This window comes from Marinomonas sp. 5E14-1 (assembly GCF_039939215.1).
Classification (GTDB): domain Bacteria; phylum Pseudomonadota; class Gammaproteobacteria; order Pseudomonadales; family Marinomonadaceae; genus Marinomonas.
Map to the genome: position 1 here is coordinate 1 of NZ_JBDXMW010000004.1, position 15382 is coordinate 15382.

General features: G+C 41.0%; 14 protein-coding genes and 1 tRNA gene. 4 read left to right on the top strand and 11 right to left on the bottom strand.

What is annotated here, in order from left to right; all coding sequences use genetic code 11:
• Window positions 1-18: 18 nt before the first annotated feature.
• Window positions 19-95: transfer RNA gene (locus tag ABFY09_RS04310), tRNA-Met, on the top strand.
• A 128-nt stretch (window positions 96-223) separates the two neighbouring features.
• On the opposite strand, the gene ABFY09_RS04315 is transcribed toward ABFY09_RS04310, so the two are convergent.
• Window positions 224-1135, bottom strand: coding sequence for a LysR substrate-binding domain-containing protein (locus ABFY09_RS04315; RefSeq protein ID WP_347983067.1), 912 nt, complete (start codon window positions 1133-1135; stop codon window positions 224-226).
• 93 nt (window positions 1136-1228) lie between these two features.
• Here ABFY09_RS04315 and ABFY09_RS04320 point away from each other — a divergent pair, with 93 nt between their 5' ends.
• From ABFY09_RS04320 to purU, 3 genes are all read left to right on the top strand, one after another.
• Window positions 1229-2347 carry a TauD/TfdA family dioxygenase gene (locus tag ABFY09_RS04320; protein ID WP_347983068.1) on the top strand — a complete coding sequence of 373 codons (1119 nt, stop codon included), beginning with the start codon at window positions 1229-1231 and terminating at the stop codon, window positions 2345-2347.
• Window positions 2348-2362: 15 nt separating this feature from the next.
• The gene (locus ABFY09_RS04325; RefSeq protein WP_347983069.1) at window positions 2363-2980 is read left to right on the top strand and encodes an HD domain-containing protein; all 618 of its coding nucleotides are present in this window, start codon (window positions 2363-2365) and stop codon (window positions 2978-2980) included.
• Window positions 2981-3233: 253 nt separating this feature from the next.
• Window positions 3234-4088 carry a formyltetrahydrofolate deformylase gene (purU, locus tag ABFY09_RS04330; RefSeq protein ID WP_347983070.1) on the top strand — a complete coding sequence of 285 codons (855 nt, stop codon included), beginning with the start codon at window positions 3234-3236 and terminating at the stop codon, window positions 4086-4088.
• A 59-nt stretch (window positions 4089-4147) separates the two neighbouring features.
• Here purU and ABFY09_RS04335 read toward each other — a convergent pair whose 3' ends face one another.
• From ABFY09_RS04335 to ABFY09_RS04380, 10 genes are all read right to left on the bottom strand, one after another.
• The gene (locus ABFY09_RS04335) at window positions 4148-4909 is read right to left on the bottom strand and encodes an ABC transporter ATP-binding protein (RefSeq protein WP_347983071.1); all 762 of its coding nucleotides are present in this window, start codon (window positions 4907-4909) and stop codon (window positions 4148-4150) included.
• Window positions 4906-5970 (bottom strand): iron ABC transporter permease, encoded by a 1065-nt coding sequence (locus tag ABFY09_RS04340; RefSeq protein ID WP_347983072.1) that lies wholly within the window; start codon window positions 5968-5970, stop codon window positions 4906-4908. The genes ABFY09_RS04335 and ABFY09_RS04340 overlap by 4 nt, the downstream gene beginning before the upstream one ends.
• On the bottom strand, window positions 5963-7141 hold the full coding sequence (locus ABFY09_RS04345) for an ABC transporter substrate-binding protein (protein WP_347983073.1): 1179 nt from the start codon (window positions 7139-7141) through the stop codon (window positions 5963-5965). The genes ABFY09_RS04340 and ABFY09_RS04345 overlap by 8 nt, the downstream gene beginning before the upstream one ends.
• Before the next feature lie 82 nt (window positions 7142-7223).
• Window positions 7224-9224: a TonB-dependent receptor gene (locus ABFY09_RS04350; RefSeq protein ID WP_347983074.1), complete on the bottom strand. Its 2001-nt coding sequence runs from the start codon at window positions 9222-9224 to the stop codon at window positions 7224-7226.
• Window positions 9225-9349: 125 nt separating this feature from the next.
• Window positions 9350-10735 (bottom strand): histidine kinase sensor domain-containing protein, encoded by a 1386-nt coding sequence (locus ABFY09_RS04355; RefSeq protein ID WP_347983075.1) that lies wholly within the window; start codon window positions 10733-10735, stop codon window positions 9350-9352.
• Entirely contained in the window at window positions 10732-11418 is a 687-nt protein-coding gene (locus ABFY09_RS04360; RefSeq protein ID WP_347983076.1) for a response regulator transcription factor, read from the bottom strand. Before ABFY09_RS04360 ends, ABFY09_RS04355 begins: the two co-directional genes overlap by 4 nt.
• Window positions 11419-11710: 292 nt before the next feature.
• On the bottom strand, window positions 11711-12616 hold the full coding sequence (locus ABFY09_RS04365) for a hypothetical protein (protein WP_347983077.1): 906 nt from the start codon (window positions 12614-12616) through the stop codon (window positions 11711-11713).
• Window positions 12617-12850: 234 nt separating this feature from the next.
• On the bottom strand, window positions 12851-13807 hold the full coding sequence (locus tag ABFY09_RS04370) for a class I SAM-dependent methyltransferase (RefSeq protein WP_347983078.1): 957 nt from the start codon (window positions 13805-13807) through the stop codon (window positions 12851-12853).
• A 13-nt stretch (window positions 13808-13820) separates the two neighbouring features.
• Entirely contained in the window at window positions 13821-14189 is a 369-nt protein-coding gene (locus tag ABFY09_RS04375; RefSeq protein WP_347983079.1) for a DUF2750 domain-containing protein, read from the bottom strand.
• A gap of 128 nt (window positions 14190-14317) precedes the next feature.
• Entirely contained in the window at window positions 14318-15334 is a 1017-nt protein-coding gene (locus tag ABFY09_RS04380; protein ID WP_347983080.1) for an adenosine deaminase, read from the bottom strand.
• Between the last annotated feature and the right edge of the window lie 48 nt (window positions 15335-15382).

Consider the following 15382-nt stretch of genomic DNA (forward strand, 5'->3'; position numbering starts at 1 on the left):
CTTAGAAGATAAATTAGTCGCGGGATGGAGCAGTCTGGTAGCTCGTCGGGCTCATAACCCGAAGGTCGTTGGTTCGAATCCGGCTCCCGCAACCATTTAAAGAAATCCACTCCTAATAGGCAACAGTCGTTGACTCTCTTTTAAATTTAAATAAGTTTTCTCTCGATCATTTCAAGAAGTTCCAATTAAGTATTCAGTCAAAAAAGCTTTGTTATTCAAATGGTTAGCTCTCTCGTGTTTCGCTAATAAACCATTTGATGACGCTGCCGATGGCGAAAGTGGAGTGGTAGTTTGAGCAGATTTGATACCCTCTTGTGGTCGATTTTAATCGTGGCCCAAGTTCTATAAGTTTGCCTTCTTCGATAAACGGATTAATGAGTCCTTCCCAGCCTAAACATATGCCTTGCCCATTAATAGCGGCTTCAACGACAAGCGGGTAGTTGTTATAGCAAAACATGACAGGGTATTTTGAGGGTTGTATTCCAAGAGTTTCCGACCAGCTTTTCCAGTTAAGCCATCTTGGATCTTCTTTGTCTTTGTGTAATAAAGACAGCTTACGTAGGTCGATCAAAAAATCGCCTGCTTTCAATTCCATTTTTTCGGCAAAGCTGGGCGAACAAACAGGAAACACTTCTTCTGCAAATAAGAGTTCTTCAAATTGATACTTTCCAATGCGATTGGCAAAGTGGAATAAAATATCCGCGTTAGAGGAGTTCAGTTCGGCTAAGTTGTTGGTTGGTTGTATTTCAAATTGGTAGTCAGGAAAGGCTTCCTGTAAACGTTGCAATCTTGGCATTAACCAATGAAAAGCAAAGCCAAAATAAGCACTGATGGATATTTTTGTGTTGTTGGTTCGCAAGTTCGCTTTTGTGTTGGTTGTAGCATTTAAGATTGAAGTAAGAGCTGCTTGTATTTCATAGTAATATTTTGATCCTGCTTCGGTGGCGGTTAATGGTTTCTTTGATCGATTTATTAATACGCCACCTACAGTATCTTCTAATGCTCTTATTCTCTGAGAAACAAGAGGCTGTGTAATATCTAATTCTTTTGCAGCTACTGTCATTGATTGATTTCGCACTGTTGCTTCGAAAGCAAATAGGCTGTTTAAAGTCGGTAAATCTTGTTCATTCATCATTAGAAAACTGCATCTTAGTTATAAGTTTTTGCCTCTGTCTCCTGCAGACTAATTGCTTGATACTATCGCTGTCAATCAGGAGGAGAGAAAGAGATGTCGCAGGTTAGATTTTCTGTCAATGAAGCTGAAGCATCGATACTGGCTTATATCGATGAAGAAATCTTTGAATTGCCAGCATTATGGCTGAGAGAGCGTTGCCAAGATGACATTCATCTTGACCAAGTTACTCAGCAGAGGTTGTTTGATCCGCATCAGTTAGAAGATGAAATATCACTTTTAACAGTAGAGAAACAAAATGACATGCAATACCAATTAACTTTTAGTGATGGCTATAGTGGTTATTACGATTTTACGGAGTTCTTCGCTGATTTTGATCCATACGATGGTGCGCCAACACCAACACCTTGGATGAGCGATACTGACAAGCAAGATTTTTATGTCGATTATAATGGCTTATCTTCAGATAAGGGCATGTTAAAAGCACTAGAAACCTTTTTAACAAAAGGGGTTTTGATAGTGACGAATGTGCCAAATAAACCAGATGCGGTATTGGATGTGGCGAGTCAATTTGGTCAAGTCAGAGAGACAAATTTTGGTAAATATTTTGAAGTGTATACACGTCCTAATTCGAATGATTTGGCCTATCGCTCTGTACCGTTAGGTCCTCATACAGATAACCCTTATCGTGATCCTATGCCTGGCATTCAACTTTTACATTGTATCGCTAATGAAACATCTGGTGGCTTGTCTACCTTAGTTGATAGCTTGTCAGTGCTTAATCAACTAAAGGCAGAAAATCCAGAAGGTTATAAGTTATTGAGTGAAATTCCAGTTCGTTATCGTCATGTTGATAATGATGTCGAGTTAATTGAGCGACGAACTATGATCGAATCGGACAATACTGGTCGAGTAACCGGCATTGCTTATAGTCCACGATTAGACTACTTACCATTGCTTCCCAATGATCAATTAGTAATTTTCCATCGTGCTCGTAAACGCTTGGGGCAGTTGCTGAGCTCACCAGATTATGAGTGGCGATTTAAATTAGAACCAGGTCAGTTACAAATGTTTCATAACACGCGAGTGTTACATGGGCGTACAGGATTTGATGCAAGTGAGGGGTTGCGTCATTTACAAGGTGCTTATATTGATTTAGATGCTCCTAAAGGTCGTTACAAAGCGATTAAACGCCAAAAAAGAATAACAGATTAAAGAGGGAAGATAACTATGCAAGTCGTTCAGTTTCGTCAAATGAAAGATGGCACGAAAGAAGAGTATGAGTTTTTAACAGAACATGAAGAAGCCTATGCGAAAGGCTTACCTGACCGTATCTTACAAGCATTAAAAAACTTGGAGAACACCTTGTCTGGTTATCAGGTGAGTCGCCTCGAGCATTCTCTACAGTCTGCCACTCGTGCAGAAGCTGATGGTGCTGATAAGGAGATGATTGTCGCTGCGTTAATTCATGATTTGGGAGATGATTTAGCGCCATATAATCATTCCCAATATGCCGCTTCAATTTTACGTCCATATGTTCGCCCACAGGTTACTTGGATGATTAACCAACACGGTCTTTTTCAGAATTTTTATTATGCTCATCATTTAGGTGGTGATCCTAATGAAAGAGACTACCTAAAAGGTCATCCTTGGTATCAGTCTTGTGTGGATTTTTGTGAACGCTGGGATCAATCTTCTTTTGACCCAGATTACCCAACAAAACCTTTGGAATACTTTGAGCCAATGGTGCGAGACATCTTCACACGTCCTGCGTTTGATCCTAAATATGTGGGAGCTCAGACAATGGGGAAAAGTGCTGTAGACATTGCGATGTCAGGAACTGCCTAAGTAAAGTGACACATGAGAGGGTAGCTTTTTCTAATCCTTTCAAATAAGACGTTAGATTTAATGGAGAGATTAAATCTAACGTTCTACTCAAAAATTAAGCCTTTCTATCCCGAATATTTTTCATTTCCCTAAAAAGTTAACTGGCTGTTCAACTATTATGGAATACACCGTTTTTTATCTTGCGCTAAAAGTATAAAATCACGACCAAATTTTTATTCGATGAACTTATTTATTATTGGGAGTGTTCACGGCCATGCCGACAGAATTCGTTTTAAAGGCGTCTTGTGATGCGACAAGCGGTATTGTCGCTGCAGTAACGTCTTACCTTGCTCAGAACGATTGCTATATTTCAGAGATGCATCAATTTGACGATGAAGAGAATCAGTTGTTTTTTATGCGTGCTGTATGTCGAATTGAAAATGATGAAAACACGATTGAATCCATTCGTGCAGGGTTTGATGAAAAGGTATCTCACTTCAACATGAAATGGGATATTTTAGATAAAAGTGAGCCTGTTAGAGTCTTGCTAATGGTGAGTAAATTTGACCATTGTTTGGATGACCTTCTTTATCGTCATCGTAAAGGCGAGTTGCCAATGGAAGTGACGGCAGTGGTATCAAACCACAAAGACTTGCGTCCGATGGCAGAGCGGGAGGGTATCCGATTTGTACACTTGCCAGTGACGAAAGAAAATAAGTCGGAACAAGAAGAAGCATTATTGGATATCATCACAGAAACAGGTACAGACTTGGTTGTGTTGGCCCGTTACATGCAAATTTTGTCGGATTCTCTTTGTAAAAAATTACATGGTCGAGCGATCAATATTCACCATTCTTTCTTGCCAGGTTTTAAGGGCGCTAAACCTTACCACCAAGCACACCTGAGAGGTGTGAAGCTGATCGGTGCAACAGCTCATTATGTGACTTCTGACCTTGATGAAGGGCCAATCATCGAACAATCTGTTCAGCCTGTAGATCACACCTACTCACCAGAACGTTTGGTTGCTGTGGGGCGAGACACTGAAACGGTCGCTTTGGCAACCGCCGTTAAAATGCATCTTGAACACAGAGTCTTTATGTACGGAAACAAGACGATTGTGTTTAAGTAACCGCCTATAATTAAATGCTTGATGGCGAACCATGAATGGAGTTATCAAGCATTTACTCTTTAGATAGCATTATCCACCAGAATGATAGGATGTCCTTTTGAACAGCGTTCTATTCTCGCGTCTACTTTATAAGCTTGGGCCAAATTCTCTGGGGTTAGGCAATCCAACGCTGTGCCATTCGCCAGTACTTTTCCCTGATTGAGCAAGACCACTTGATCGCAATAGCGCAGTGCCAAGTTGATGTCATGGCTGATCAATAGGGCCGTTGAGCCTTGTTGATCGACTTCTTCTCGAATGGCTTTTAACACCTGCATTTGCCAGTTCAGATCCAATGCGCTGGTGGGTTCGTCGAGCAAGTACAGTTTTGGTTTACGCACAATGGCTTGGGCCAGACTGATCATTTGCCTTTGTCCGCCAGATAATTTGTGCATTGGCAAAAGCGCCAGATGAGCGATTTTTAAACGCTGGAATACGTCTTCGATTCTGTCATCTTGGGACGTTTTATCGGTGAGGCTCGCGGCGGCACTTTTGACCACTTCGTAAGCCAGTAAACTGCTGCCTTGAGGAAGAGTTTGCGGTACATAACCAATGTTTTTTAGGCGTTGGTGTTGGTCCATATTTGCTAGCTCAACATCGTCTAAAGAAGCGGTTCCTTGGTAAGACTTTAAGCCAGCTAAGCCTTTTACAAAAGTCGATTTCCCCGCGCCATTTTGCCCCAATAATGCCACTAAACTGCCGGGCTTTATTGGGTCTATAGTAACGCCTGACAGAATCTCTTTTTTGCCATAAGCGATGCGAATATTTTGAAGGAGTAAACTCATGATGGATTTCGCTTTTGGTGTTGGTAAATAAGCGCAATGAAAAAGGGAATGCCGACAAGTGACGTGACCATGCCGATAGGCAAGACTAAACCGGGAATCACGCCTTTACTGACAATGGACGCCAGCGAGAGCAACAAAGCGCCGCATAAGGTGCTGCCAAGAAGGAAAAAGCGATGGCTTTCACCAATGACCATACGAGCAATATGCGGTGCGACCAGTCCAATAAAGCCAATTTCCCCAACAAAGGCTAACGCGACAGCGGTGACCAAACTCACGCGAACCAATGTGGTAACTCTGAGTTTTTTGACATTAATGCCCATGCTTTGTGCTTGTTCTTCGCCGCTGCGTAGTAAGGTCATTGACCAAGAATGACGTAAGCTAATAATCAAGCACAAGGCAAAGACCACGGCGACTATGATGGCTTTTTCCAAATCGGCGCGTGCAAGGCTGCCCATTGTCCAAAAGACAATTTGTTGCAGTTGCCCTTCATCGGCGACGAATTGAATCACGCCAACCATGGCGTTTAAGCCAAACATCAAGGCAATACCAAAGAGTAAAACACTTTGAATACTGCCACCTAGGCTATTAGCCACGCCAAGAATAATAAGAGACGTGAGGCACGCGAAGAAAAAAGCAAAGATCGGCAATAAATAGGTTTGGCTGATTCCGATTGAACTGAAATCAAAAACGATCGCCAAAGAAGCACCAAATGTCGCCGCTGAGCCAACGCCGAGAGTAAACGGGCTGGCAAGTGGGTTGTTCAATGCGGTTTGCATTTCAGCGCCAGCCAGTCCAAGAGATGCGCCAACCAAAACGGCCATGAGCGCGTAAGGAAGGCGAATATCCCAAATGATCACTTGCTGCGCGATAGGTAAAGATTCTGGCGACCAAAGACCTTTAATCAAGTCGCCATAAGACAGAGAAGAAGGCCCTTCGGAGAGATCGTACAGCAGTGATAATGTGATCGCTACGGTTAATAGCGTCAATAAAATGAGGCGAGTGCTCATATATTGACGATATTGGTTGGCTAATGATCCATTATTTTTGGATAACTTACTCATTCGTACCCTTAGCAAGCTGAGTCCAGTAAACACCGGTTAAAGGAATGGCTTGGAAACGCTGGAAGAACTCGTTGATCGTCGCGTTAGGGTTCAGTTCTTTAAATTCTTCTGGGTACAGCCATTTTGCAACAACTTGCACGGCTAATAGATTAAGTGGTGAGTTGTAAAAGCCATGCCAAAGGGCGTAAGCCTGCTGGTTCTGATACGCGTCGAGTGAAGTTAATTTATAACGTTCAAAGGCTTGTTGCAGAGAAGCTTGCGCGAAATCGTCCGGTACGCCTGCGCCTAACATGACGTAAGGGAGTTCATCGTCTGGGCTTTCTTTTGGCATGCCTTTTGAGCCAACCGCGGTGGCGATGTAAACATCGGGTTGTTGTGTGAGAAGGTATTCATGGTTCACCATGCCCGCCGCGCCGGGAATCAAAGGCAGAGCAATGTTGTTGCCGCCAGCGGCATTAATGAAGTCCGCCATCATGCCACGTACCATGGTTTCACAGCAACCATTTGCTACGCCCACTCGACTATGGATGAAGACACGTTTTTTCTCATCCTGTGACAAGGTGGCGATTTTGTCTGTCACCTTGCTCAATTGGCTTTGGTAGAACCTGATGAAGTCTTTGGCTGGCTTTTCCTTGCCTAATATTTTGCCCAATAACAGTAAGCTTTTTTGGGTGTTTTTCAGAGGTTCTTTGCGAAAATCGACAAACACTATTTTTATGCCTGCTTTTTCCAGCGCTTTTATGATGTTGGAATGGCGCGCATTTGGGCCGTGTCCATCAAGACTGAAAATGGCTAAATCCGCGTTTAATGCAATGGCACTTTCAATGCTAAAGCTGTCCGCAGAAGAACGGCCAATGACAGGAATATCCGCAATGCTCGGGAAGCGTTTTTGATAAGCAATGTAACTGCCATAGTCCACCCATTGGAGTTTGGATAGCATGGCCGCAACGGGTTTGATTGGGTCGTCTTGGTTCAAGATAGACAAGGCGTGTAAGTAACGACTGTCGCCTAAAATAATGCGTTCAGGTTGTTTTGAAAAAGTCACTGAACGACCAGCTAAGTCAGTCACCGTTATCGTTTTTTGTGTCGCTTGACCAACCGAACTGAGCGAACACATAAGCACGAAAAAGAGGGCGGTTTTGATACTTTTTAAAGAAGGTAGAATGTTCATGAAAAGTTTCCTTTTTTATAACAAAAGCGCCAGTTCCTATAAAAATAGAAACTGGCGTAAAAAGGGGGGGAATCCGTTCTGATTAGAATTTATAAGCAGCGCTTAAGCGGATGTCACGGCCAGCAGCTGCTTGGCCAACAATAGCTGAGAATTCAGAATGTGCATCTGTATAATCTTCTAAAGCCGCATGGCTTAAGTATTGCTTATCAAATAGGTTGTTGATTGTTAAAGACACTGTTAATTGATCATCACCTAAAGGTAACCATTGTGCATAGATGTTGTGAACAGCGTAACCTGGCTTATCAATTTCTAGTTCATAAAGGCCATATGTCGAGTCAATTGATTGCTCTATGTTATCTATACCTTTCACAAATTCAGCAGACCAACCCGCTTTAAATACGCTATTAACTTGATAATCTAGGCTTAAAGCTAATGTGTCGCCAATCGAAGTTGCTGTTGAGCCATGAGTGTAACGAGTCACAATCATATCGCCATATAATGTATCAGCACTATGGTAGTGTAATCCGGCAGTAAGTTGCTCTAGTTGGTAAGTAACGTCTAGGTAAAAACCTGTTGTTTCAATATTCTCTTCAAAGTTGTCGTATATGTTTCCCCAAGATACTTCATTACCCGCTGAGTCTTCAGTGCCGATAGCATCTTTAATGACAGACTTATAAACACCTGCACCAACAGATAATTGATTTTTTTGGTAATTCACACCAAATTCAATATTATTAGCCGTTTCTGCTTTTAAATCTTCAGAATTGGTAATCCCGTTTGCTACTTTATAAGCATCACGAACTTCTGGGCCACGTATAGCGACGGCGTAGTTGGCTGTGAATTCTAGTTCATTATTAAGCTTGTAAGTAGCACCAATACTCGGTGAGAAACCACCATCTGAAACTTGGTCATCGTTGTTGTCAATCAATTCATAGTGGTCGTAGCGTATGCCTGCAGAAAGCATTAGCTGGTCAGTTAAGTCAATATTATCTTGAAGATATAGACCTGCTACTGTACTTGTTTCTGAAACATCATCACTTCCATTTGTGAAGAAGCTTTCATCTTCACGATAATTTACACCGTAGGTTAATTCATGATTATCTGCAGCACTTATGTTTTCAAGCGTTAAACCGGATGTTTCCGCATAGCCGGTATACGAACCATATGATTCGAAGTCATGAAATAGGTCGTTTACCGTGTTGTAAATTGTGACAGATAAGTCGATAAGGTCATTGTCGGCATCAACAAAATCATAGTTAAGAGTGGTTGTTTTACGCTCTACAATAGTGAAATATGTAGTGTCTGTTGAGCCTTGGTCTGATTTATAAATGATATTGCCTGAATCTTCGGCATTTTCATAACTAACGCTAATTGACTGCTCATCGGTTAGTTGAGTTTTGAATTTTGCGAAGCCAAGGAATTCATCTAATTCTGTACCAGTAAGCTCATCACCATTGCCATCAACATAGTCTTCATGGCTAGAGTCAGATAGATGAATCATACCTTCAGATTTACCTGACTCTGTACGACCATAAACCGTAGCACTGTTTTTAAGTCCTTCACCGTTACTGCTGTAAGTCGACTTCAACAAAGCGCCAATGTTTTGGTCGTCATCCAATAGATCACTGGCTTCTTTAGTCACAAAGCGTATAGAACCCCCGAGCGCGCCAGGGCCAGAGGTGGCGTTTGCTGCGCCAGCTTCAATCTCTACGCGTTTTAGTAATTCCGGTTCAATGGTTACGCGGCCTGTATGGTGAAATATACCGGCGGCTTGTTCTGCGCCATCAATAGTGATGTTTAAAGCATCTTCGCCTATGTTACGAACATATACTTTTTGACCTAGTTTTATTGCTCCACCTGCTGTTACTTCACTTTTACCAAGAAATAAATCTTCTAAATCAGTTGCCTGGCTATTATCAATGTCTTCAGATGTAATTTCTTGGTCTAGTTCTGTGATGGCACGACCTTCGATTTTTAGCTCGTTAAGCGTTGTACTTTCTTCTGCAATGGCAAAGCCTGAAAGTGCAGCTTGTGAGATGGCGATGGCCAAGACGGATTTGGAGAATAAACGATGAGAACGCATAAAAACCTCTATTAATGAGAATTGTTTACAATTTATAGCGGCTATTATCTTTTTTACGTAAAGAATGTGAATGACTTTTACATTTGTTACATTTGCTGATGCAAAAGTCATTCATGAGTGTTTTGTTACGAAGCGTTGTAGGGCAATTTAATAGAAACCATCAAACCTGTCTCAGTTTCCTTATCTATGTTTTTAGCATGAATACTACCACCAAGGGCGAGGATTTGGCGTTTGGCTAAGGCCAACCCTAAACCATAACCGCTTTTTTGTGAGCTGACGCTGCGCTCGTCGGTTTGGTTTTTTTGATGTCCTTGTTTGATGCGGAAAAAGGGTTTGAAGATCTCTTCTAAGTATTCTTCAGGTACACCACAGCCTTGGTCTTTTATTTCGATAAGCAAGTGTTGACTTTCTGGTTTGAGCTCAACCGTTAAGGTTTTCCCCTTTGGTGTATGAAATAAGCCGTTGCGTATGATGTTTTCAATTGCTGCGGTTAAAGCTTGGTGAGCGCTGTTGATGAAAAGCGTTTGATCAGGCTGTTTTAAAACCACGGCGTGCTGGGAAAATTCGTATTGAGCATCGTCGACGATAATCTGCAATAACGACGTAATGTCTACTTTTTCCAAGATTAACTGAGGGGATTCTGTATTAAACCAAGCCAGCGTTAACGCATCGTCGATCAAACCTTGCATGTTGGAAGATTCATATCGTAACCGTTCTAATGCATTTTGAGAGTCTAAATCTTGCTCGACACAATCCACTGCAATGTTGAGCCGTGTTAATGGCGTTCTGAGTTCATGGGACAAGTCCGCCAAGAGTTGGCGCTGATCTATGATCAAGGTACTGATGCGATCCGCCATGTTGTCGAAGGTTGAAGACAGTCGGGTGAGTTCATCGTTGCGTTGCGTTAGCGCTTCACTGGCACGTACATTAAAATCGCCTTCACTAAAGCGCCGAGTCGCTTTTTCTAGTCTCTTTAAGGGTTTCATGACGTATCGATAAAGGATAAAAGTAATCAAACAGAGAATGAGAAAGGGCAGAGCAATCTGCAATAATAAGTCGATTATGAATAAATTTTTACCCGGCCTCATGCGTTGTGGGAGTTGAATAAGAAAGCGTGTGACGCCATCGTCAAATGGAATATCCATTGTTGGGTTTTCAGAGAAATACAAATGGATTTTCCACTCTAAATCACGACCTAGCGTAAAGGTACTGAGGTAAGCATCGGAAAGTTGCGTGTCGGCAAGGTTGTTAATCACGGGGCGAGAAATGGCGATCCAGGTGTTTTCTTTTTCCTCAATTTCTTTCACCCACAAGGATAAAGCGTCTTCACCTTCTTCATAAAGAATGTGTTCGGCGTCTTTGGCATAGGCTCTTAATTCAGCACGATAGCTTTGGTCAATATAACTCATGCTTTCTTCAGTATGACTGGCGACCAAATCAATCAACCAGAAAAAGATCACGGTGCCGACGGCAATAATTGAGAAGAGCTTCCATAACAAACGGTTTTTCATCGGTAACAATACCCTTTACCATGAACTGTAATCAGATGCTCACTTGGCATGCCAGCGGACACGAGATTTTTTCTAATCCGACTCACGTGCATATCAAGGCTTCTGTCGTATTGGTTGAAAGGCTTGCCCAATGCCATTTGTGATAAAAAGGCTTTGCTGAGCGTATTGCCTTGGTTCTCTAATAGCAGCCAAAGGATGCGAAATTGAATGGAAGAGAAGTGAATGGCTTGGTGGTCGTAATGCACTTCTTGTTCTAAACGTGATAAAACGAGAAGATCATCTTCGAGGTTTAGGGGATTTTTGGGCTCTTTATTTTGCAAGGAGCGACGTAAAAGAGCGTCGACGCGCAATGCCATTTCAGTGAAATTAAAAGGCTTTGGAAGATAATCATCCGCGCCAATGCTCAATCCTTTAATTCTATCTTCTTCCGCCCCAAGTGCGGAAATCATCATGACAGGTGTTTGGCGCTCTTTACGTAATAGGCTCAGGGTGTTGAAGCCATTCATGTTCGGAAGCATGATGTCTAATAAAATAAGATCAAAAGATGATTTTAGAGCAGCGAGCAAACCTTGCTCTCCATCATGACATACTTGTGTTCTAAATCCTTTAGACTCTAAAAGTTGAGATACTTTTTGACCTAAGAAAACATCATCCTCAATGATTAAAATCTTAGAACTGAGCATATTAACTACCACTTTCAAATGAAAATCATTCTTATTATAGGTTGTTTTATACTCAAAGTCACTTGGTGATTAAAAGAGAGGTTCTCTGTTTAGTTTATTTAGGCTTCAAGTTAGTGTTTTGAGAATACAGTATAGAAGAGAGGGAGGAGGCTAAAATGCAGAAAGGCCAATCTGTGGTAAGTAGATTGGCCTCATATATCGACACCCAAAATATATATAACTTTTTACTTTAAGAAAAGGGGGAGAACTTAAAGCTAAAATTACGATAATATGATTCAGTGACGACTTAAATCTAGAACTCTGCTTTAATACCAACTAGAGAAAAGTCACTTTCAGCTGTGCTATCTTTATCCAAGTTTCCTGAAAGAGCTGTAGCATAAACAGATACACCTTCATATGGTAGAGCATATTCAACATAAGCTTCAACATTGCTTAATGTTTCGTTTGTGGCTTCATTATCAAGGTCTTGGTTGTGGTTTAAACCAATTATGAAATCACCTGCTTTTATTGTTGTGCCCAAAGTTAAATAGGTTTTATCAACAGTTGACCCACTCACCAATTCTGAGCCTGTAAGATAAGCTAGAAATAACTTAGCTGGGCCTGCTTGATATGTTAAGCCAAAGGTGAAGATTTCATGCTCTTTTTCAGGGTCACTATCACTATCATTGTTACCAGAATATTTACCACCAGCAATCTCTACACCAAGATCTCCAAACTTATCTTTATAGGCAACTGCAAAACCTACGCCATCATAATCTTCTTCAAACTCTAATGCGATGTTTAGTTTTTTAGAGACTTTATATATAACCGCCCAATCTGTTGCATCTAGGCCGTCTATATTTTCAAAATCGGCTTCAACTAGTTGAGCCCCTACATCGAATGCATTGTCAGCAATCGAACCATCAACATCACCGATAGTTAAAGCGCCTAAAGTGATATAAGACTCTTCAATTTCTATATCTTCATCATTACCAAGCTCAACTTCAAAGTGAATGATATCAGTGTCAATGTTGAATTCTATCTCACTATTGTCTTCATAAGACCCAAAATAGCTGAGCTCATCAGCAGATCCGTCATTAATTACATATTCGGTACTTACTGTACCTGAAAAAACTGGCTCAGCAGCGATAGAAGTAGTGGAGATTGCAGCAGCTAAAGATGTTAGCGCGAAGATTGAAGTAAGTTTAATAGCTTTCATTTAGGGTACCTCTGTTGTTTTTATTGTTACTGATTTTTATGTATGAGTTTTAATGTTGCACCAATTGTGAACAAATAAGGGACGGGTTCAATATATCATACAATATTAATAAAACAATAATTCCGCAGAAAAAATTAGAAAAGTATAAAAGGGGAGCTTTTCTAATCTAAAGATATGATTTTATTATTTATTTCCATGTTATTGTCGGAGGAGTGGAGTGTGTTTTTTTGAATTTTATGGTTTATTTTTAAATATATTTTTGTGAAAGACCAATGCTTTTAAGCCACTTTCTATATTTATATCTTTAAATTCAGGTGGGTTCTCGAGCCGAAATTGATATTCTAAAGACGGTGCTTCTGTCTCCATTCCGTCAATGAGGAATTGTGAAGGTAGAGTTGGGTCATTTATACAAGCCAGTACTTTACCGTTTTCGGTAAGGAGTTCTGGAAGGCGTCGAAGGATTTTCTGGTAATCTTTTGTTAGGGCGAAACTACCTCGTTGGAAAGTTGGTGGATCTATAATAATAAGATCGTACTCACCGTACTTTTTGATTTTCCCCCAAGACTTGAAAATATCGTGAGCGAAAAATTTTACTTGATTAAGGTCATGCCGATTTAGTCTGTGATTCTCTCTTCCTCGATTAAGTACCGCTTTCGCCATGTCTAAATTGACGACAAAATCGGCTCCGCCTTCAATAGCAGCAACTGAGAAGCCACAAGTGTAAGCAAATAGGTTCAGTACGCGTTTGTCTTGGCTGTTTTCTTTTACCCACCGGCGGCCATAGCGCATATCTAGGAAAAGGCCTGAGTTTTGGTTTTTTCCTAAGTCTAGCTGGAAGAGTAAGCCATCTTCATTAACAACTTGGTGCTCTTGATAATCACCCCACAAGCATTCAGTCGGGCTTTTTTCACGGCTTCTATGTTGTAATAAAAGAGACTGAGCTTTGCTTGTTTGCCATTCCGCTCTTATTGTCCAATCAAGCAAAGTACAGGTTAATCGCTCTAGCTCTTCTGTGGTTGGTTCTTTGAAAAGAGAGACCAGTATGTGGCCTTCTAACCAATCCACTGTAATTTGCTCTAAGCCGGAAAAACATTTTCCCCGACCATGAAAAAGTCTCTGAACACCTTGTGGTGACGGATTTAAATTGAGAAAAAACTGTTCTGTTAGTGTGTTTAGAGTTAAAGAGTCCATTGAAATATAAGTTTTAAGCCTTTATGTCTAGAGCGTGTTCTTCAGCAGAAGAAACAATGCATTCGCCCGCAAGATTAGGTGCAACTCCAATAGAATAACCGTCATTTTGCATGCCTAGGAGCCATTTTTCAGACCAATCTGCAGCGCTAATTTCTAAACCATTAAAACCTTCATACTCCTTTTTTCCCCAATCTGTCGCTAGTGCTTCTGTTGGCCAAATAGGTAAAACTTTGTCGCTGCCTAGATCAATGATGAGACAGCCCTCTGCATCCACCAGAGTCCAAACAGGTTGGCCTTTTTTGATCAAGGTAACAACTTGGGTGTAACGCTCACTGCTTGGTAAGCGGTAAAAAGCGTCGTCAAATGTAATTTGTGCCGTCATGGTGATGTTTGCTCAGAGGTAAAAAAGAAAGGGATTCTAGCATACTGAAAAGCAGAGGAAGAGAAAAAGAATGGCTGTTTTAGTCACACTTCTTTTTTATTACGTGCTTTATTATTTAGAAAGGCTGTTTAATGAAATAGCTTTTCTAAGTCTTGTAAGTGTGCCTTTTTCTCGGATTCGCTCATCCAGCTACAGGTGATTCCATTTTTAGCTAATTGCAATAATTCAGCTTTAGTAATATCTGTTTTTTGAATGAGAGCACGATAATTGTCGTTCATGTAGCCGCCAAAATAGGCTGGATCGTCCGAGTTGACCGTGGCATTTAAACCCAGTGCTAGCATTTTTTTGATTGGATGCTCTGCCATATCGTTAACTACACAAAGCTTCAGATTAGATAGTGGGCATACAGTGAGAGTTAACCTACGCTTTTTGATTTCTGTAATTAAGGCTTTATCTTCTAAAGCTCGGTTTCCATGGTCGATTCTATCTACTTGGATAATATCAAGAGCTTGCCAAACGTATTCTGGTGGGCCTTCTTCGCCAGCATGAGCGGTAATTTTTAAACCTAAATCACGGCAAGCTTGGAACACATTGGCAAATTTAGCTGGTGGATGACCCACTTCTGAGCTGTCTAACCCAATGCCATCTATCCACCCAAGATAAGGTTTGGCTAATTCTAATGTTTCAAATGCACTTTCTTCACTTAAATGACGTAGGAAAGACATAATCAGTTTGGATGTCATTCCCCATTGCTTTTTAGCGTCTTGTAGAGCGTTATAAATGCCTGTGATCTGTACTTCAAATGGAACATCACGAGAAAGGTGTCCTTGTGGATCAAAGAATATTTCCACATGAACCACATTTTCTTTATGCATTTTTGTTAGATATGCCATGGTGAGGTCATAAAAGTCGACTTCATGAAGTAGGACAGACATACCTTGGTAATACAGGTCTAAAAAGTCTTGCAGCTGGGTGAATTGATAGGCTGTTTTTAATTCATTGATTGTTTTGTATTTTAGAGTGACTTGGTTACGTTGAGCGATAGCAAACATCTGTTCTGGCTCAAATGTGCCTTCAATATGCAGGTGGAGTTCTGTTTTAGGCATTTTTTCTGCGAGCTGAAACAGCGTGTCTGTTGTACTCATGTGATTACCTTTAATTTCTTTGGTTCTAATGTTGTATTTTGTAGAGCG